Below are 18,832 nucleotides of genomic sequence, written 5' to 3'. Positions count from 1 at the left end.
CACGGCATGCGCGGCATGCACGTCAAGCAGCACGGCGCATCGCGCGGATGCGTCGGAAATGTGACAGGCGGCGGCGCGCGGCACCGATAAAAGCCGATCGCGGCTGATTGATGCCAGGTGAAGCGCAACGCGCGAAGCGTGCAGCGCCGCGACGGGCGGTGGCAGCTCCAGCGGCATGAAGCGATGAGGATGCGCCGGAGGCACACGACGAAACGATTGTGGCAGGATTCGAGGCGCTGCGCGCCGAATGTGCATCGTGCACGACGCTGACAACGGCCTTGCGATCTTGGCAAATGGCGGGGGAAAAGCGGGCGGGATGACTATCCCGCCCGGAGTGCGCGTGTTTCACGCGCGAGGAGAACAACTGGGGAAACACCTTCAACGCCGTCGCAGACGCGGCAGCATGTCATACGAAAGGCGCGCTGTTTGATGCCACGCGCGCCCTGTCAGTCAACGTCGGTTCGACCCCGACACCACATCGACCCACACGGCCAGCACGAGAATCCCGCCCTTCACGATCATCTGCCAGTAGGCATCGACATCGAGCATCGACATGCCGTTGTCGAGGCTCGCCATCACGAGCGCGCCAATCAGCGCGCCGTACACCGTGCCGGAGCCGCCCCGCATCGACGTGCCGCCGATAAAGCAGGCCGCGATCGCATCGAGTTCGCCCATCGTGCCCGCCGACGGCGAGCCCGCCGCGAGGCGCGCGGTGTTGACGATGCCGGCCACCGCGCACATCAGGCCCATCAGCGCGAAGATCGCCAGTTTCACGCGGTTGGTGTTCACGCCCGAAAGACGCGTTGCTTCGAGATTCGAACCCACCGCGTAGATCCGGCGCCCAAACACGGTTTGCGTGGCGATCCACGTGAAGATGCCGAGCAGCGCGAGCAACAGCAACACCGGCACGGGGATGCCGCCGTAGCTGTCGAGCATCAGCACGAAAGCCAGCACGATCGCGCCCGCCCCGACGATCTTCACACCGTCCTGCCACAGCGGCACCACGCTCAACTGATAGCGGCGCCGGTTCGCACGCTGACGCACCGTGAGCAGCGCAAGCAGCACGAAGAGCGCGAAGGCCAGCACATCGCCCACGATACGCGGCAGATAGCCCTGCCCGATAAACACAAAGGAATCCGAAACAGGTGCGATGGTCGAACCACCCGTGATGCCGAGCAGCACCCCGCGAAACGCCAGCATGCCGCCCAGTCCCACGATGAACGACGGCACGCGCCTGTAGGTCGACCACCAGCCGTTGAAGAGCCCCACCAGCACGCCAAGCGCGAGCACCACCGGCACCGTGATGCCGATCGGCCAATGGCGATTCACGTCGAGGATCGCGGCCACGCCGCCGAGCAGCCCGAGCAGCGAGCCCACCGACAAATCGATCTCGCCCGCGATGATGACGAACACCATGCCGCACGCGAGCATGCCCGTGATCGACATCTGACGCAGCAGGTTCGACACGTTGCGCGGCGTGACGAAGGCGCCGTGCGTGAGCACCGAAAAGAACACCCAGATCGCAGCGACGGCAAGCAACAGGGCGAGGATCTTGTAGCGCGCGAACAGTTGCTGGAAACGCTGGCCGAAGCCGTTGCCGCCCGCCAGTTGCGGTTCGCGCGCGCCTTGGGTCGTGACGTCGGGGGTCATGCTGCACTCGCTGAAAAGGATTGGGGACGCGCGCTCTGGATTGCGGCGCCGAGAATGTGTTCCTGGGTGAGGCCGTCGTTGACGAAGTCGCCGCGCACCTCGCCCTCGCCGATCACGAGCACGCGGTCGCTGATGCCCAGCACTTCCGGCAACTCGGACGACACCATCACGATCGCCACGCCGCGCTTCGCGAGCTGGAACACGAGCTTGTAGATTTCGTATTTCGCGCCCACGTCGACGCCGCGCGTGGGTTCGTCGAGGATCAACACTTTCGGTTCGGTGAGCAGCATCTTGGTCAGCACCGCCTTTTGCTGATTGCCGCCAGAGAGGCTCGCAATCGACAACATCGGGTTGGCCGCACGCACCGAAAGACGCTGCATCTCGGTGCGGATCGTGTCGAGCTCGGCGGCCGTGTCGATGCGTCCGTGTTTCGCGAAGCGATCCAGCACCGAGAGCGTGATGTTGTGCCCGACACCCAGTTGCGGAACGATGCCGTGGCGCTTGCGGTCCTCGGGCACCATCGCGATGCCCGCGCGAATCGCGTCGAGCGGCGAACGGATCCTGAGCGGCTGGCCTTCGAGCAGCACGCTCGCCGTGCAGTTGCCGGCATACGCGCCGAAGATCGCCTGCATGGTCTCTGTACGCCCCGCGCCCACCAGCCCCGCCACACCGAGAATCTCGCCACGCCGCACCGCGAACGACACGTCGTTCACACGCTTGCGGCGCGGGTTCGTCACGTCGTAGCACGTCACGTTGCGCGCCTCGAATACCACTTCGCCAATGTCATGCGGCTCGCGCGGAAAGAGGTTCTTGATCTCGCGGCCCACCATCATCGCGATGATGCGATCCGTGGTGAGCGAGGCCATCGGCTCCGTCGCCACATGACGGCCATCGCGGATCACGCTGACCGTATCGCACACGGCTTCGACCTCGTCGAGCTTGTGGGAGATGTAGACGCAGGCCACGCCGCGCCGCTTCAGATCGCGCACGATATCGAGCAGGATCTTTGTCTCCGCTGCCGTGAGCGAAGACGACGGTTCATCTAGCAACAGCAGCTTCGCGCGCTTGTTCAGCGCCTTGGCAATCTCGATCAATTGCTGATGGCCGCCACCGTAATTCATCACCGGCTGTGCGACGTTGATGCCGTCGATGCCCAGCTCGCGCAGCAACTGATCGGCTCGCTGATACATCGCCGCGTAATTCATGCGCCCGCCCGGCAGCGTGATCTCGTTGCCGAGAAAGATGTTCTCCGCCACCGACAGCTCGGGCACGAGCATCAATTCCTGATGGATGATGACGATGCCCGCGCGCTCCGTGTCGCGCACGCTTTGCGCTTCGAGCGGCGCGCCTTCCCAGCGGATCTCGCCGCTCCAGGTGCCATGCGGATAGACGCCCGAGAGCACCTTCATCAGCGTGGATTTGCCCGCGCCGTTCTCGCCGCACAGGCCCACGCATTCGCCGGGCCGCACCGTGAGATCGATGCCGTCCAGCGCCTTCACGCCCGCGAAGGATTTGACGATGCCGCGCATCGTCAGTAAGGGTTCGGTCATACGCTTTTCAGTCCGCGTTGTCGGTCCGCTTGAGTTGCGTTGAACCGGCCCGCGCGCGAAGTCATCCCGCGCCCGGGCCGCCCGTTGGCCGGACTTACTGGCTCGCGAGTTGCGCCTGCGTATAGAAGCCGTCCTTCACGACGATGTCGGCGTTGCTCTTCGTGAGCAGCGTCGGTTGCAGCAGCACCGTATCGACCTTCTTCTTGCCGTTGTCGTACTGCGAGTTAAAGGCGGGCTTCTGGCCCTTCGCGAGATCGACAGCCAGCTTGGCCGCTTCGCCCGCGATCAGCTTGAGCGGCTTGTAGACCGTCATGGTCTGCGTGCCCGCCATCACACGCCGCACTGCCGCGAGATCCGCGTCCTGACCCGAGACTGGCACCTTGCCCGCCAGATGCTGCGCGGCCAGCGCCTGGATCGCGCCGCCAGCCGTGCCGTCGTTCGAGGCCACCACCGCGTCGATCTTGTTGTTGTTCGCCGTGAGCGCGTCCTCCATGATGCGCAGCGCCGTCGAGGCGCTCCACTCCGGCACCCACTGCTGACCGACCACCTTGATGTCGCCCCGATCGATTGCCGGCTTCAGAACCTTCAGTTGTCCTTCACGCAGCATCTTGGCGTTGTTGTCCGTGGGCGCGCCGCCCAGCAGGAAGTAATTGCCCTTGGGCTGTGCGTTGTAGACGCCCTGGGCTTGCAGTTCGCCCACCTTCTCGTTGTCGAACGAGATATAGGCGTCCACGTCGGCATCGAGGATCAGGCGGTCGTACGAGACGACCTTGATACCGGCCTTCTTCGCTTCGGCCACCACGTTGCCGAGCGTCTTTGAGTTGAACGGCACGATCACGATCACATCGACGCCGCGCGAGATCAGGTTTTCGATCTGCGAAATCTGGCGTTCCTCGCTCGCATCGGCCGATTGCACCGAGACTTTTGCGCCCATTTTCTCCGCCGCGGCGACGAAGTAGTCGCGATCGCGCGACCAGCGCTCCACGCGCAGATCGTCGATACAGAAGCCGATTTCCGGATGATCCTTGCTCGCGTGCGCGAGCGGTGCGGCCAGCGACAGACTCGCGAGCACTGCGCCGCAGACTAGTGAACCCAGAACCGAACGACGTTTGGCGAACTTCATGTCTCCACTCCTCGTGATGTGGCGCGCTTGCCGTGCGTAGCGCGGCGGCAGCGCGTCGTGAACGTTATTGAATGTCGATGTGGCTAGCGGTCAAGCGCGCGCACGAATCCGCGCGCGCCAGCGGGAACGTGGCAGCGCGGTGTCGGGCGCGGTACGGCTGGGTGCTTCGGGTCTTGCAGGTGCTACGTGGTGTTGCGGGTCGTGTGAATCGTGTGAATGCGGACCAAGCGTCAGGCGTTACGTGCGAATACCGGTTCAAGCGCGCGATAAAGCGCCGCAAACGTCGGCCGCCGCGCGTCGCGATACCACGCATGGCGCGCAGCATCGGGTTCGCGCACCGCCAGCACGGGCGGCTGCGGACACACGGTATCGAGCGATGCACCAGGTTCGACGGCGAGATGTGCAAGGCGCGCGGCACCCAACGCCGGCCCCACCTCGCCACCCGCGCGCAGCGTGAGCGCGCGCCCGCTGATATCGGCAAGCATCTGCGTCCAGTACGCGCTGCGAGAGCCGCCGCCGATCACCGTGATCGTCTCGGGCACGAGGCCCGCCGCGTGTAGCGCATCCATGCCATCGAGCAGCGCGAAGCCCACGCCTTCGAGCGTCGCGTTGGCGAGATCGGCGCGCGAGGTCTGCGGCGTCATGCCGTAGAACACACCCTTGGCGTTGACGTTGTTATGCGGCGTGCGCTCGCCGCTCAGATACGGCAGAAACCACGGTCGGCGCGCATCGATATCGGTGTTCGTGTGGGCTTGTGCGTCGGCGAGCAGTGCGGCCACGCTCTCATGACCGGTGAGTTGCGCGGTGAAATCGAGGCAGCTCGCCGCGTTGAGCATCACCGACATCAGATGCCACGTGTGCGGCAGCGCATGGCAGAAGCTATGAACGGCCGAATCGGGATTCGCCAGAAAGCCGTCCGACACCGCGAAATACACACCCGAGGTGCCGAGCGAAAGCATCGCGTCGCCGGGGCGCACGATGCCGACGCCTACTGCGCCCGCGGCATTGTCTCCGCCGCCCGCGACCACAGGAATCTCGCGCAAGCCGAACTCGCGCGCGAGATCGGCGCGCAGCTTGCCGGTGACTTCATTGCCCTCGAAGACTTCAGGCATTTGCGCACGCGTAAGCCCGCAAGCGGATAGCAGCGCATCGCTATAGTCGCGCTTCGCCACATCGAGCCACAGCGTCCCAGCCGCATCCGAAGGGTCAGTCGCAAATACACCCGTGAGCAGCCAGCGCAAATAGTCTTTCGGCAACAGCACGTGCGCGATGCGCGCGAAAATCTCCGGCTCGTGCTTCTTGACCCACAGCAGTTTGGGCGCCGTAAAGCCCGGCATGGCGAGATTGCCCGCCACGGCGTGCAACTCCGGCGCGTCACGCTCCAGTTCGATACATTCGGAATCCGAACGACCGTCGTTCCAGAGGATCGCCGGGCGCAACACCTCGCCCTGCGCATCGAGCAGCGTCGCGCCGTGCATCTGCCCGGTGAGGCCAATCGCTTCGACGCGGTTCGTGTCGATGCCGTTGCGGCGCACCGTATCGAGCAGATCGTGCAGCGCGCCTTGCGTGGCACGCCACCAGTCCTGCGGAGCCTGCTCGGACCAGCGTGGCTGCGGACGGCTCGCCGTAAGCGGCGCGCTCGCACTGCCGAGCACGTCGCCCGCGCGATCGAGCAGCACCGCCTTCACGCCCGACGTGCCGAGGTCGATACCGATGAACATGTCTCCATCCTTTTTATTGCGGTCCGGCGCCATCTGCTTGCTGGCGCCGGTTACCGTCACAGCCGCATTCAGCGCAGGCCGTAGATCGCCTGATTGACGACGCCTTCGAGTCGCTCCTGCTGGCCGCTCACATGCTGCGGGTTCATACCGTGTGCAACGGCATCGCTCGCGAGCGACGAGAGCGAGTAACCGCCCGCGAGAATCTTGCGGCCGAACTCCGTATCCCAACCTGCATAACGTTGGAGACGGAATTGTTCGAGCCGGTCGTTTTCCACCAGCACGGCGGCACGCTCCAGCGCGATGGCCAGCACATCGATCGCGCCCACATGGCCGTAGAACAGGTCTTCGGGATCGCTGCTCTGGCGGCGCACCTTGGAGTCGAAATTCATGCCGCCCGTCGTGAATCCGCCGTGGCGCAAGATTTCATAGAACGCCAGCGTGAGTTCCTCCACACTATTGGGGAACTGGTCGGTGTCCCAACCGTTCTGCGGATCGCCACGGTTCGCATCGACACTGCCGAACACGTTGAGCGCATAGGCCATCGCGATTTCGTGATGGAACGAATGCCCCGCCAGCGTCGCGTGATTGGCTTCGATATTCACGCGAATTTCGTTCTGCAATCCGTATTGGGTGAGGAAACCATGCACGGTGGCGACGTCGTAGTCGTACTGGTGCTTGGTGGGCTCCTGCGGCTTCGGCTCAATCAGCAGCGCGCCCTTGAAGCCGATGCGATGCTTGTGCTCCACCACCATCGAGAGAAAGCGCGCGAACTGTTCGCGCTCGCGCACGAGGTCGGTATTGAGCAGCGTTTCGTAACCTTCGCGGCCGCCCCACAGCACGTAGTTCTCGCCGCCCAGCTTGTGGGTCGCGTCGAGCGCGTGACAGACCTGGGTCGCGGCATAAGCAAAGACTTCGGGGTTCGGGTTCGTGGCCGCGCCAGCCGCATAACGCGGATGCGAGAACAGATTCGCCGTGCCCCACAGCAGCTTCATGCCGCTCGCCTGCTGCTTCTCGCCGAGGTAGCCGACGATGCGCGCGAAATTTTCCTTGTAGTCCTTAAGATCCTTGCCCTCGGGCGCGACGTCGGTGTCGTGGAAGGTGTAGTACGGCACGCCTAGCTTGGTGAAGAACTCGAAGGCCGCATCGGCTTTCTGGTGCGCGCGTTGCATGGCGTCGCCGGGTTGCTGCCACGGCCGATGAAAGGTGCCCTGCCCGAAGATATCGACGCCCGGCCACACGAACGTATGCCAGTAGCACACGGCAATGCGCAGATGCTCTTCGAGCGTCTTGCCGAGGACCTTTTTCGTGCGGTCGTAGTGGTGGTAGGCAAGCGGATTGTCCGATTGCGGGCCTTCGTAGCGAATCGCGGGAATGGCTTCGAAATACGACATGGCGTCTCCAGTGTCGACCCGGTTGAGTGCGTCAGCGCTTACCCTGGGTCCCATTTAGATTTGGACTTCCCTTTGTTGCGGCGCACGATATGCATGCGGCAAGGTGAAGCCATACTGCCCGTCTCGCAGGCCAAGCGGCAATTGCGAAATTGCGCGATACGCGTAACGTTTCTCGCCAATCTCCCGCTTTGCCCAAGCGCACGCGCCACACCGGGCCTAAAATAACCGGGCACTTAAAAGGAGCGACCGCGCAATGCCAGCCATGCCATCGGCGCGCGCCGCATTCGAAACGCAGACGAACGCGCGACCCGCCATGAACCGTGCCTCTGCTTCACAAATCGCTTCACAGCCAGCCTCACAGGGCTCGCGCCCGACCCATCGCATCGCGCTGCTGTTCAATGCGAACAAGGTGTACGACCGCGAAATCATCGCTGGCATCGGCCACTATCTGCGTTCGACGCGCGTGGCATGGGATCTGTTTCTCGAAGAAGACTTTCGTTGCCGGCTCGCGGGCATCGAGCGCTTCGACGGCGACGGCATTATCGCTGACTTCGACGACCCCGCCGTGGCCGATGCGCTGCGCGGCTGCCGGCTCCCCGTGGTGGCGGTCGGTTCGTCGTTCGAAGACGCCGCGCACTATCCGGCCGACCTGCCCTATATCGCCACCGACAACCGCAAGCTCGTCTCGCTTGCCTGGACCCATCTGATCGGTGCGGGCCTGCCGCATCTGGCGATGTACAGCCTGCCCGTCGCCGAAGAAAACCGTTGGGCGCAGGAGCGCGAACTGGCCTTCGAGGCGCTCGCGCGCGAAGAAGGCATGGCGGCGCCGCTCTATCGCGGTCTCGCCACCAGCGCGCCGTCGTGGAATCAGGCGATCGAACAGTTGAGCGAGTGGCTGCATGCGCTGCCCAAGCCGGTCGGCGTGATCGCCGTGACCGATGCGCGCGCGCGTCATTTGCTGCAAGCCTGCCTCATGCACGGCATTGCCGTGCCCGAGCAGGTGGCGATCATCGGCATCGACAACGATCCGCTCACGCGCACCCTCACGCGCATTCCGATTTCGTCGGTGATCCAGGGCACCGAGGAAATGGGCAAGACGGCCGCTCACCTGCTGCATCAGATGCTGGGCGGCGCGCGGTTTCCGGGTCGGCGCATTCTGGTGCCGCCCGTCGGCATCAACGTGCTGGAATCGACCCGGCATGAACCGCTGTCGAGCCCGCACGTCATGCGCGCGCGCCACTTCATCCGCCAGTACGCGTGCCAGGGTATCAAGACCGAACAGGTCGCCGATTACGTGGGCGTTTCGCGCTCCTCGCTGGAGGAATACTTCCGGCGCGAGTTGCAGTGCACCGTCCATCAGGAAATCCTGCGCCACAAGCTCGATGCCGCGAAGGCGATGCTCGCGAGCCGCGATGCCGCAAGCGCCGAAGTGGCGATCCGCTGCGGATTCACCTCATTGCAGTACATGTATGCGGTGTTCCGGCGCGAGTTGGGCTGCACGCCGCGCGAGTATCAGGACAGCGTGGCGCCGCCCTCGCCCGGCGGCCAGGCCAGCGCACGCGTCGCCTCGACCTGACTTGAACTGACCCCGGCCCACCGACTTACACGACCCACGCCACATGAACAGCCCTCTGCACATGAGCCCGATCAGTTCCGAATCCTGGGGCACGCTGCCCGGCGGCGATGCCTGCCGGCTCTACACGCTGCGCAACGCGCAAGACATGAAGCTGACGATCAGCGACCTCGGTGCAACGCTGGTGTCCTGGCACGCGCCCGACCGCGCGGGACGGCTCGCCGATATCCTGCTCGGCCACGACACGCCCGTCGCCTACGCCACCGCCACGACCTACATGGGCGCACTGGTCGGGCGCTGGGCCAACCGCATCGCCGGTGCGCGGTTTGCGCTCGACGGTATCGAGCACGCGCTCGATCGCAACGAGAATGGCAATCTGCTGCATGGCGGCGCGAATGGCTTTCACCGCGCGCTCTGGCAGGTCGAAGAGGATCGCGGCGCGCTGCTGCTGCGCCTCGACTCGCCCGAAGGCGACGGCGGCTTTCCGGGCAACGTGAGCGTGCAGGTGCGCTACACGCTCGACGACGACGGCACCCTCACGATCGCCTACGAGGGCGCAACCGATGCACCCACCGCGCTCAACCTCACGAGCCACGGTTATTTCAATCTCAGCGGGGAGCCTGGCGCCGACATTCGCGGCCATATCCTGACGATCGACGCGGACGCGTTCCTGGAAGTCGACGAGCAAATGATCCCCATCGGCATGGCGGATGTGTCGGGCAGCGCCTTCGACTTCCGCCAGGGTGCGCCATTGGGCGCGCGGCTCGACTGGCCGCACGCGCAACTGGCGCGCGCGGGCGGCATCGACCATTGCTATGTGCTGCGTGGGGGCGAACAGCCCGGGCGGCGGCCCGCGCTACGTCAGGTGGCAAGCGTCTACGAGCCGGGCAGCGGGCGCGAACTCTCGGTCGCGACCGATCAGCGCGGCCTGCAATGCTATACGGGGAATTATCTGGCGGGCCAGCCAGGCCGCCACGGCGCGCCTTGCGTGAAACACGCGGGCCTGTGCCTCGAAGCGGGAGGCTTTCCGAATCAGATCAATATGGCGGCGCCGGAATGCGACGACGTTGTGCTGCGGCCCGGCGGCACCTACCGCCAGGTCACACAGTACAAGGTGAGCGTGCGCGCGTGAATGCGGATGCAGGCGAGCCCGCCTGCATCCTGCCTCGCAAAATGCCTGTTACGCCTTGTCGTACGAGTAGACGCCGCGGCCGGTCTTGCGGCCGAGTTGCCCCGCCGCCACCATCTCGCGCAGCAGCGGGCAGGCGCGATACTTCGAATCGCCGAAGTCCTTGAGGAACACGTCCATCACCGACAGGCACACGTCCAGCCCGATCAGATCGGCCAGCGCGAGCGGCCCGATCGGATGATTCGCGCCGAGTTTCATGCCCGCGTCGATTTCCTCGGCGCTCGCGACGCCCTCGGCCAGCACGAAGAACGCTTCGTTGATCATCGGCACGAGAATGCGGTTGACGACGAAACCGGGCGCGTTCTTCACGGCGATCGGCGTCTTGTCCAGACGCTGCGCGAGTTCGCGCACCGATTCCGCCACGTCCGGACGCGTCTGCAGGCCGCGAATGACCTCGACGAGCGGCATCATCGGCACCGGGTTGAAGAAGTGCATGCCGATGAAGCGCGACGGCTCGGCCAGCGTAGTGGCAAGCGCCGTGATCGAAATCGACGAGGTGTTCGACGCGATGATCGCGTCGGGACGCGCAGCGGCCTCGATCTGCTTGAGGATGCGCGTCTTGAGCTCGGCGTTTTCGGTTGCCGCTTCGATCACGAGATCGGCGCTGGACAGGCGCGCGTAGTCCGTCGAGGTCTCGATGCGCGCGAGCGCCGCGTCGCGCACGCCGGCGTCGAGCTTGCCCTTCGAGACGAGCCGCTCGAGGCTATGGGTGAGCGTTGCCACGCCCTTGGCCAGCGCCGCGTCCGTCACGTCGACCATCACCGCCTTCAGGCCCGCCACGGCCACCGCCTGCGCGATGCCGTTGCCCATCGTGCCCGCTCCCACGATCCCAACCGTTTCGATTGCCATGCCTTGCTCCTCACTCCTTTATCTGCGACGCCGGTACATCGTCTATGGAAAAACCGGTGATGCCGCGCACTTGGTGCACTGCATCATACGCAGAGAGTGTAACGGGTTGCGCGGCAGGAGGGGTATCGGCGCGACGGGGGGGCCGGCGGCGCCCCCCAGCACGGACTCCAGAGCGGACTAGAAGTTGTATTGCAGGTAGATCTGACTGAAATTGAGGCCGGGATTCGGCGTCTTGATGTCCGCGTTCGAGATGTGCTGGAAACGGAAACCCGCCTGATAGTTCTGGTGCTCGCCGAACTGCGCGCCGACGCCCACCATGTCCGCGAACTGGAACGCCGTGGACATGGTGCGGTCGGGGGTCAGTTCCACGTGGGTGAGCAGACGGATGCCCACGCCGGCTTCCAGGAAAGGCCGGATCCAGCCCGTGTCCTTGATGAAACGGAACACCGGCGTCACACCGAACTCCCAGATATTCGGCTGCGTTGCGGCCGTTTCGTCGAGTTTCCAGTAGGCCGCGTGGAACTCGCCCACCACGGTGAAATGGAAACCCGCGACATGCCACCATTGCAGCCCAGGATCCCAGACGAGGCCGAGATCGAGCTTCTTCACATCGTGATCCGCGACACCCGCACCGAACTGAACGCCGAACTGATCCGCGTGCGCCGCCGCCGCACCCAGGATGAGCGCCGCCGCGCAGGCGCAACGCGCCACCCGGGCCTGCCAGACCCTTTGTCTTTGTGTCATGAATATCCCCGGAAGCAAACAACACTTCACGACGCGGCCATCGCACGGCCGGCTCTCCCTCGATACCGGTTTCCACTGCGCCGCATGGCGCATGACTGGGCACAGCGGATTCCATCGCGATTCAAGACGGCTTCGATCAGTGCAACGCGCGAATTAGGCCGGTTTGCAAATGAATCGCACGACGTAAGAGCCAGTGTAGGCGCGATTTAACAAATCCGTTGTTCGCCCGCGCACGCAAGCGCAGCGGGCCGCAAGCTGACTTAATGCTTTCAGTGGAATTCACGAGGCCTGCAATGTGAATCACTCTCGAATCGCATGCAGATAATCGCGGGGAGTTATTAATGATCAGTGTCGGGGATTATGTCGGCCGGAGAATCAAGCGGACCTGGGGAAGGTCGTATGCGGCGAAGGGAGGTGACGCGAAAGAGACATACAAACAACTCGCAATCGTTGCTCACACATCGATGTGTGAGCAACGATTCATGCCACGAGAAAAGGCAGATTTACTGCTTGGCTGCCGCGCGATTGGCACGCGGCCCGAAGCCCGGCACATGCTTGATGAAACCGGTCGCCAGCGCAGTGCCCAGGAGAATCGTGAGACACGCCTCCATCATGCCGATCGACACGCGCTCGCCGAGGAACAGCGCGCCCCAGAGGATGCCGAACACAGGGATCACGAAGGTGACCGTGATCGTGCGCGCGGGGCCGATTGCCGCAATCAGGCGGAAGAACAGCAAATACGCCACGCCCGTACAGGCGACGCCAAGCGCGAGCACTGCACCCCACGCGTGCAGCGAAACCGCAGCGTGCGGCCAGGTGGCCAGCGCGAACGGTGCGAGCACGATGGTCGAAGCGGTCATGGTGCCGGCGGCGACGGTCAAGGGATCGACGCCCGTGAGGTGTCGCTTGGTGCAGCTGGCCGCCACACCATAGAGCGCGGATGCGAGGAGCGCTGCGCCCGCCGCCAGCAACGTCGCCGACGTGCTCGCGCCATCACCCGAGCGGGTGGCGATCTGATCCCAGACCAGCGCCAGCACACCCAGGAAGCCAATCACGAGACCGAGCACGCGCGCGCCCGTGAGACGATCCTTGAGCCAGACGTAGGCGACCACTGCGCCAAAGAGCGGTGTCGTCGCATTGATGACCGAGGTCACGCCCGCCGAAAGCGTGAGTTCCGCCCAGGCAAACAGGCAGAACGGGGCGGCCGAATTGAGGACGCCCACCACCAGCAGCGGCAACGCGCGCTCGCGCAAGGTGGCGATGGCCTCGCGCGGCGAGCGCCGCGAGAACAGCACGAGCAACAGGAACAGCGCGCCGATGCCGACGCGCAGCGCCATCAAGGGCGCCACGCCCAGGTCGGTCACACCGATGCGGATAAAGAGGAACGAGCTGCCCCATAGGGAAGCGAGAAAAATGAGCTGGGCGAGTTGGATCGGATTCATGGGGATGACGCTGGCAAAAGCCTTGTTGTGGCGTCCGGGCATGCCCGCAACAGCTGCGAAGAACGCATGAAAGGCGAACGCGAAACACCCGCAAACGCCGTCATGGCGACGAGATGCGGAACGTGACAGAGGCACCGGAGGAATGCGCTAATCGTAAGGTGCGCGGCGCGTCTCTCCTAGCGAATGATTTTCGTCGATATGTGAGAAAAACTAACAGCCGATTCTTGCGCAATCATTCACGGCTTACACGGCGCTAACCTGTTGAATTCAAAGCGTTAACAGTGTCAACGCGCGCCCCGCGAAATGTGCGCCAGGCCACATAACGTGTCTGTGCGCCGGCGTAGATTGAGGCGTCGGCAGCGCGGGCGGCGCATTTCAGGCGCCCTGTCGCATGCCGATCCGCTCTGCTCGCCGGTCAGCTTCTCGGCATCGTCTCGCCCCGTCCGCCGCATCCGCGCTGGACGCTCCTCCGGCGCAGCGCTCAAGGAGAACGACATGAAAATCCGGTTTGGCAACCTGCTTCTGCTTTCCACCCTGCTACCCGCTGCGATCGCCTTCGCCCAGAACAGCGGCTTTCCCGCCGACGCCACCACGCCCAGCGCCGCCGATATCCAGCAGCGCCTGACGGGCAAGGCGTTCGACATCAAACTCGCCGACGGCAGCATGTGGCACGTGCAGTACGGCAATAGCGGCGATTACGACTTCAAGTCGAGCAAGGGATTCGCCGATCACGGCGATTGGCAGGCGCAGGACGGCAAGATTTGCAGCAAAGGCAGCAAGATTCCGTACTCGTGCAATGACGTGCGCATGAAGGGCAGCGACCTGTATCTCAAGCGCGATAGCGGGGAGATCGTGGAGTTTGTCGAGGCGCGATGAGGGTGCTCTGACGGCGCTTGTCGGGGGCGGCGTCGAGAAGCATTGGGACTGTGACGCGCCTGGGCGGCGGAAATCGTCCTCATCTACCAACCGGATACCAATTCATTGCGTTCGCTCATTGCAAGCACGGCGGCCCTATGGCAAATTTGCCCGAATTTCGCAAATTTGCTAATATTTGGTCGACATGTGGACGATTGCGTACTACAGCGTAGCGTGTCAAAAACGAGGTCTTCTCTCTTCCAGTCGGCATCCGCGCGGATTATCTGCGGCTTCTGGGCATCATGGAAAAATTCGGAGCCGACCTGCGTATGCCGCATTCGCGCGCGATGGGTGATGGCCTGTTCGAATTGCGTCCGCGTGGTCGTGAAGGCATTGGACGAGTGTTTTACTGCACCCAGATCGGCCGCCGCATCGTGGTCCTGCATTCGTTCGTGAAAAAGACACAAGAAACGCCGGCGGCCGAGTTACGCATAGGCCGTCAGCGCCTGAAAAAGGTTTTGGATAATGGCTAAGCTGAAACACCACGCCGAAATCGACGATCGATACGATCCGGTGCCGCACACCAAGGCCGACACCGAACGAATGATGCAGGACCCGGAATTCCGGGCTGCTTATGAGGCATTGGAAGAAGAGTTTTCGGCTCTCGACGCCCTGCTCACTGCGCGCAAGGAGGCTGGACTGACTCAGGCGCAAGTTGCCGCGCGAATGGGTACGACGACGTCCGCTGTATCTCGCCTCGAAGCGAGCCTCGCAAGCGAGAAGCACTCGCCTTCACTTTCGACACTACGCAAGTACGCAGCCGCGTGCGGCAAATCGTTGAGGATCTCGCTCGTATAAGGAAGCGGCTAATGGCGATCAGATAGCAGATCTCGCTGTGTCCCAGCCGCAGCGCAAAAAGAAAAAACCCGCACGGCTTTAACACCGTGCGGGTTTTCTATTCTGGTCGGGGCGAGAGGATTTGAACCTCCGACCACCTGCACCCCATGCAGGTACGCTACCAGGCTGCGCTACGCCCCGAGAGACAGAAATTATAACAGACCCTTTTGCCGATTTGAATGCCCTAAATGGAATTCATCAAAAGAATCTTCACAAGCGACTCGCAGCACGATGAAAGCGATCTGGACAAGCTCGCGAAGCTCGACGCGTATCAACGCCCCAGCAGATCGATCACGTGCAGCAACTCCTTGCGCAACTGATCGACATCGACGCTCGCCATGTTGCCTTCGCTCACCGCCACCTCTTCGGCTTCGCCATGTGCGGCCTCTTCCACCGCTGCACCATGCGAGTCGAGCCGGTTGCGCGCACCGTTGATCGTGAAGCCCTGTTCATAGAGCAATTCGCGAATGCGCCGGATCAACAGGACTTCATGATGCTGGTAGTAGCGCCGGTTACCACGGCGCTTCACCGGCTTCAACTGCGTGAACTCCTGCTCCCAATATCGCAGCACATGGGGCTTCACCCCGCAGAGCTCGCTCACTTCACCAATCGTGAAGTAGCGCTTGGCGGGTATCGGAGGCAAGACGACCTTTTCGATTGTCGATGTCATCGCCGGGTTGCCGTCGTGGTGGTTGCGCAAGTTGGCGTCGCCGCCAGAGTCCGTTGTTGCCAGTCACGCCCGCTGCCATTCACCCGTGCGGGCGCGCGCGGGTCATCCCGCGCATGATGCCTTGATCGGTCGATTAGCGCGGGAAGCTTGCCTCTGCGCCGCTTTCCACCAGCGCCTTGAGCTTCTGGCTCGCGTGGAACGTGACCACACGGCGCGCGGCGATGGGAATCGCTTCGCCGGTCTTCGGGTTGCGGCCCGGGCGTTGCGGTTTGTCGCGCAACTGGAAATTGCCGAAGCCCGAGAGCTTCACGCTGTCGCCGCCTTCAAGCGCGTCGCGAATCACTTCGAAGAACGCTTCGACCATGTCCTTGGCTTCGCGCTTGTTGAGTCCGACGTTGTCGAACAGCAGTTCCGCGAGTTCAGCTTTGGTCAGCGTGGGCGTGTCGTTCGCGGCGCTTGCCGACGGGGCAGGAATGTCGCGAATCATGGCGCTACGCTGTGCCGCAAGAAGGGCTTCGAAATCACTCGAGTTCATTTCGTTCATCTATCTTTGAAATGGCGCGCTTCCGGTTGCCAGTACTGCACTAACCGGAAGCCAATGTCGGATACGTGATGAGCCGTGGAGCTTATCCGCGCAACCGGGCGCCATACACTCGAGCCAGGCGATCCACCAGGGACTTGATGGCCGCATCGACCGTCTCGTCCTGAAGGGTTCCGCCAGTATCTTGCAGGGTCACCCGGAAGGCAAGGCTTTTCTCGTCCGCGCCAAGTCCGGAAGTGTTTGATTTTGCACGAAATTCATCGAACAAAGCAACCCTCTGCACAATCCGTGCGGGCTCCTCTTGCATGCCCTTGTGGAGCTCGTCGAGCAGCGCCTGGACCTCGATCTTGTGATCGACGACCACTGCGATATCGCGTCGCACCGGCGGGAATTTCGAGACGTCCGTCGGCGTCGGCAGCTCGCGGGCCATCAGCGCATCGGCCTCGACTTCGAAGAGGATCGGTGCGTGCGGCAGGTCGTACTTCTGCATCCAGCGCGGATGCAACTCGCCAATCCAGCCCACTGCGCGACCATCGACTTCCACGCGCGCGCTACGTCCCGGATGCAGCGCCGGGTGTTCGGCCTTCACGAAACGCGGCGTCTTCGCGATGCCCAGACCTGCGAACAACACTTCGAGATCGCCCTTCACGTCGAAGAAGTCCACGCCACGCGTTTGCGCGCCCCACTGCTCGTCGAGCGCGGGACCATACGCGAGCGCGCCGATCATCTTCGGTTGTGCGAAGCCTTCCACCGTCATCTCGCCGGCCTTGATCGACGGGTCGTGCAGGAACACGCGACCCGCTTCGAACACGCGCACGCGATCCGCGCGGCGATTCAGGTTGTGGCGCAGCACGTTGATGAGGCTGCCGAACAGCGTCGTGCGCATCACCGAAAGCTGGCTTGCGATCGGGTTGAGCAGCTTCACCGGATTGCTGTTGCCCGCGAAGTCCTGCTCGGATTCGGCGTCGACGAAGCTGAAGTTGATCGTCTCGGCGTAGTCGCGTGCGGCCAGCGCGTGACGGATCGTGTGGATCGAGCGACGCGTTTCGTTGGTCGCGCGCATTTCGCTGCGCGCGACCGGCGGCAGCGCCGGAATCTTTTCGACGCCGTAGATACGCGCGACTTCTTCGATCAGGTCTTCTTCGATCTCGATGTCGAAGCGGTACGGCGGCGGCGTGACGCTGAAGCTTTCGTCGCCGTCGCGTTCGAACGTGAGACCAAGACGCGTGAAGATCTGTGCGATCTCATCGGCGCCAATCTTCACGCCGATGATGCGGTTCGCACGCGCGACGCGCATCGTGACCGGCGCGCGCTTGGGCACGTTGACGGTCTGATCGTCGATCGGGCCGGCTTCGCCGCCGCAGATGTCGAGAATCAGTTGCGTGATGCGCTCGATGTGCTCGACGGTCGTCGACCAGTCGACGCCACGCTCGAAGCGATGACCCGCATCGGTCGAGAAGTTGTAGCGGCGCGAGCGGCCACGAATCGCATCCGGCCACCAGAAAGCCGCTTCCAGATAGATGTTTTTCGTGTCGAGCGTGACCGACGTGCTGTCGCCGCCCATGATGCCCGCGAGGCTTTCGATCTCGCGCTCGTCGGCGATCACGCCAACGGTTTCATCGACTTCGACCGTGTTGCCGTTGAGCAGCTTGAGCGTCTCGCCCTTCTTGCCCCAGCGCACGTCCATCGAACCGTGGATCTTGTCGAGATCGAACACGTGCGACGGGCGGCCCAGTTCGAGCATCACGTAGTTCGAGATGTCGACGAGCGCCGAGATGCTGCGCTGGCCCGAACGCTCGAGGCGCTCGACCATCCACATCGGCGTCTTCGCGTGCGCGTTCACGCCGCGGATCACGCGACCCGAGAAGCGGCCGCACAGGTCCGGCGCCGAGATCTTCACGGGCAATGTTTCGTTCAGCTTGACATCGACCTTCGGATACACGGGCGCCTGGAGAGGCGCACCGGTGATCGCAGCGGTTTCGCGCGCGACGCCGTAGACCGAGAGGCAATCGGCCTTGTTCGGTGTGAGCTTGATTTCGAAGACGGTGTCGTCGAGGTTCAGCGTGTCGCGGATGTCCTGGCCGATAAGCGTCTCTTCCGGCAGGATCATCAGGCCGCTGTGGTCTTCCGAGAGCTTGAGCTCGCGCGCCGAGCACAGCATGCCCTGGCTTTCCACGCCACGCAGCTTCGAGAGCTTGATCGCGAAGGGCTTGCCGCCCTCTTCCGCGGGCGGCAATTCTGCGCCCACGAGTGCCACGGGCACCTTGATGCCGGGCGCGACATTGGGCGCGCCGCACACGATTTGCAGCGTCGCGCCGGTACCGGCGTCGACCTGACAGACGTTGAGCTTGTCGGCGTCCGGGTGCTTCACGACTTCGAGCACACGGCCCACGACGATCTTCGTGGTGGGGGGCGCCGCCGGGCGCAGGCCTTCGACTTCGAGGCCGGCCATCGTGAGCGCGTGGGCGAGTTCGTCGGTCGTGAGCTTCGGATCGACAAAGCTTCTCAGCCAGGATTCGGGAAATAGCATGGGGTTTTACGTTCCAGACAGATTGTGACCGTCGCGAAGGCGGGTTCTCGCGCACCGTCTTCAGGTGCTGCGTCCGCCTCGCGCTCTGCTAGCGAATGTGTCGCTTC

At 63.5% G+C, this 18,832-nt stretch carries 15 protein-coding genes, 1 tRNA gene and 1 pseudogene; 5 read left to right on the top strand and 12 right to left on the bottom strand.

Annotated features, from left to right (window positions below):
* Positions 1–450: 450 nt before the first annotated feature.
* From U5782_RS07460 to xylA, 5 genes are all read right to left on the bottom strand, one after another.
* A complete protein-coding gene (locus U5782_RS07460; protein WP_322043189.1) occupies positions 451–1,650 on the bottom strand; it encodes a sugar ABC transporter permease in 1,200 nt (399 codons plus the stop codon).
* Positions 1,647–3,200: a D-xylose ABC transporter ATP-binding protein gene (gene xylG / locus U5782_RS07455; RefSeq protein WP_322043188.1), complete on the bottom strand. Its 1,554-nt coding sequence runs from the start codon at positions 3,198–3,200 to the stop codon at positions 1,647–1,649. Before xylG ends, U5782_RS07460 begins: the two co-directional genes overlap by 4 nt.
* A 94-nt stretch (positions 3,201–3,294) precedes the next feature.
* Positions 3,295–4,323 carry a D-xylose ABC transporter substrate-binding protein gene (gene xylF / locus U5782_RS07450; protein ID WP_322043187.1) on the bottom strand — a complete coding sequence of 343 codons (1,029 nt, stop codon included), beginning with the start codon at positions 4,321–4,323 and terminating at the stop codon, positions 3,295–3,297.
* Positions 4,324–4,553: 230 nt separating this feature from the next.
* A complete protein-coding gene (gene xylB, locus U5782_RS07445; RefSeq protein ID WP_322043186.1) occupies positions 4,554–6,044 on the bottom strand; it encodes a xylulokinase in 1,491 nt (496 codons plus the stop codon).
* A 68-nt stretch (positions 6,045–6,112) separates the two neighbouring features.
* Positions 6,113–7,435 (bottom strand): xylose isomerase, encoded by a 1,323-nt coding sequence (xylA, locus tag U5782_RS07440; RefSeq protein WP_322043185.1) that lies wholly within the window; start codon positions 7,433–7,435, stop codon positions 6,113–6,115.
* 313 nt (positions 7,436–7,748) lie between these two features.
* Between xylA and U5782_RS07435 the strand changes: the two genes are divergently transcribed.
* Both U5782_RS07435 and U5782_RS07430 read left to right on the top strand, forming a co-directional pair.
* Positions 7,749–9,011, top strand: a complete 1,263-nt coding sequence (locus U5782_RS07435; RefSeq protein WP_322043559.1) for a DNA-binding transcriptional regulator — start codon at positions 7,749–7,751, stop codon at positions 9,009–9,011.
* Between the two features lie 43 nt (positions 9,012–9,054).
* Positions 9,055–10,140, top strand: coding sequence for an aldose epimerase family protein (locus U5782_RS07430; RefSeq protein WP_322043184.1), 1,086 nt, complete (start codon positions 9,055–9,057; stop codon positions 10,138–10,140).
* A gap of 48 nt (positions 10,141–10,188) precedes the next feature.
* Here the strand turns inward: U5782_RS07430 and U5782_RS07425 are convergent, their stop codons facing one another.
* The 3 genes from U5782_RS07425 to U5782_RS07415 all read right to left on the bottom strand — a co-directional run bounded on the left by U5782_RS07425 (position 10,189) and on the right by U5782_RS07415 (position 13,232).
* On the bottom strand, positions 10,189–11,046 hold the full coding sequence (locus U5782_RS07425; RefSeq protein WP_322043183.1) for a 3-hydroxybutyryl-CoA dehydrogenase: 858 nt from the start codon (positions 11,044–11,046) through the stop codon (positions 10,189–10,191).
* 177 nt (positions 11,047–11,223) lie between these two features.
* Positions 11,224–11,790: an acyloxyacyl hydrolase gene (locus tag U5782_RS07420; RefSeq protein WP_322043182.1), complete on the bottom strand. Its 567-nt coding sequence runs from the start codon at positions 11,788–11,790 to the stop codon at positions 11,224–11,226.
* 503 nt (positions 11,791–12,293) lie between these two features.
* Entirely contained in the window at positions 12,294–13,232 is a 939-nt protein-coding gene (locus tag U5782_RS07415) for a DMT family transporter (RefSeq protein ID WP_322043181.1), read from the bottom strand.
* A gap of 495 nt (positions 13,233–13,727) precedes the next feature.
* On the opposite strand from U5782_RS07415, the gene U5782_RS07410 reads away from it, so the two are divergent.
* The 3 genes and pseudogenes from U5782_RS07410 to U5782_RS07400 all read left to right on the top strand — a co-directional run bounded on the left by U5782_RS07410 (position 13,728) and on the right by U5782_RS07400 (position 14,945).
* Complete coding sequence (locus U5782_RS07410) at positions 13,728–14,108, top strand: hypothetical protein (RefSeq protein WP_322043180.1); 381 nt, start codon at positions 13,728–13,730, stop codon at positions 14,106–14,108.
* Positions 14,109–14,292: 184 nt separating this feature from the next.
* Positions 14,293–14,620 (top strand): annotated as a pseudogene (locus tag U5782_RS07405) (type II toxin-antitoxin system RelE/ParE family toxin).
* Complete coding sequence (locus U5782_RS07400) at positions 14,613–14,945, top strand: helix-turn-helix transcriptional regulator (protein ID WP_322043179.1); 333 nt, start codon at positions 14,613–14,615, stop codon at positions 14,943–14,945. Before U5782_RS07405 ends, U5782_RS07400 begins: the two are co-directional and overlap by 8 nt.
* Positions 14,946–15,048: 103 nt before the next feature.
* On the opposite strand, the gene U5782_RS07395 is transcribed toward U5782_RS07400, so the two are convergent.
* The 4 genes from U5782_RS07395 to pheT all read right to left on the bottom strand — a co-directional run bounded on the left by U5782_RS07395 (position 15,049) and on the right by pheT (position 18,725).
* Positions 15,049–15,125: transfer RNA gene (locus U5782_RS07395), tRNA-Pro, on the bottom strand.
* Positions 15,126–15,255: 130 nt separating this feature from the next.
* Entirely contained in the window at positions 15,256–15,654 is a 399-nt protein-coding gene (locus U5782_RS07390; RefSeq protein WP_322043178.1) for a MerR family transcriptional regulator, read from the bottom strand.
* Positions 15,655–15,787: 133 nt separating this feature from the next.
* Positions 15,788–16,198 carry an integration host factor subunit alpha gene (locus U5782_RS07385; RefSeq protein WP_322043177.1) on the bottom strand — a complete coding sequence of 137 codons (411 nt, stop codon included), beginning with the start codon at positions 16,196–16,198 and terminating at the stop codon, positions 15,788–15,790.
* Between the two features lie 82 nt (positions 16,199–16,280).
* Complete coding sequence (pheT, locus tag U5782_RS07380; protein ID WP_322043176.1) at positions 16,281–18,725, bottom strand: phenylalanine--tRNA ligase subunit beta; 2,445 nt, start codon at positions 18,723–18,725, stop codon at positions 16,281–16,283.
* Positions 18,726–18,832 lie beyond the last annotated feature (107 nt).

It is taken from the genome of Paraburkholderia sp. J67, assembly GCF_905220265.1.
Lineage (GTDB): Bacteria > Pseudomonadota > Gammaproteobacteria > Burkholderiales > Burkholderiaceae > Paraburkholderia.
This window is presented reverse-complemented; position numbering and strand designations above follow the sequence as displayed.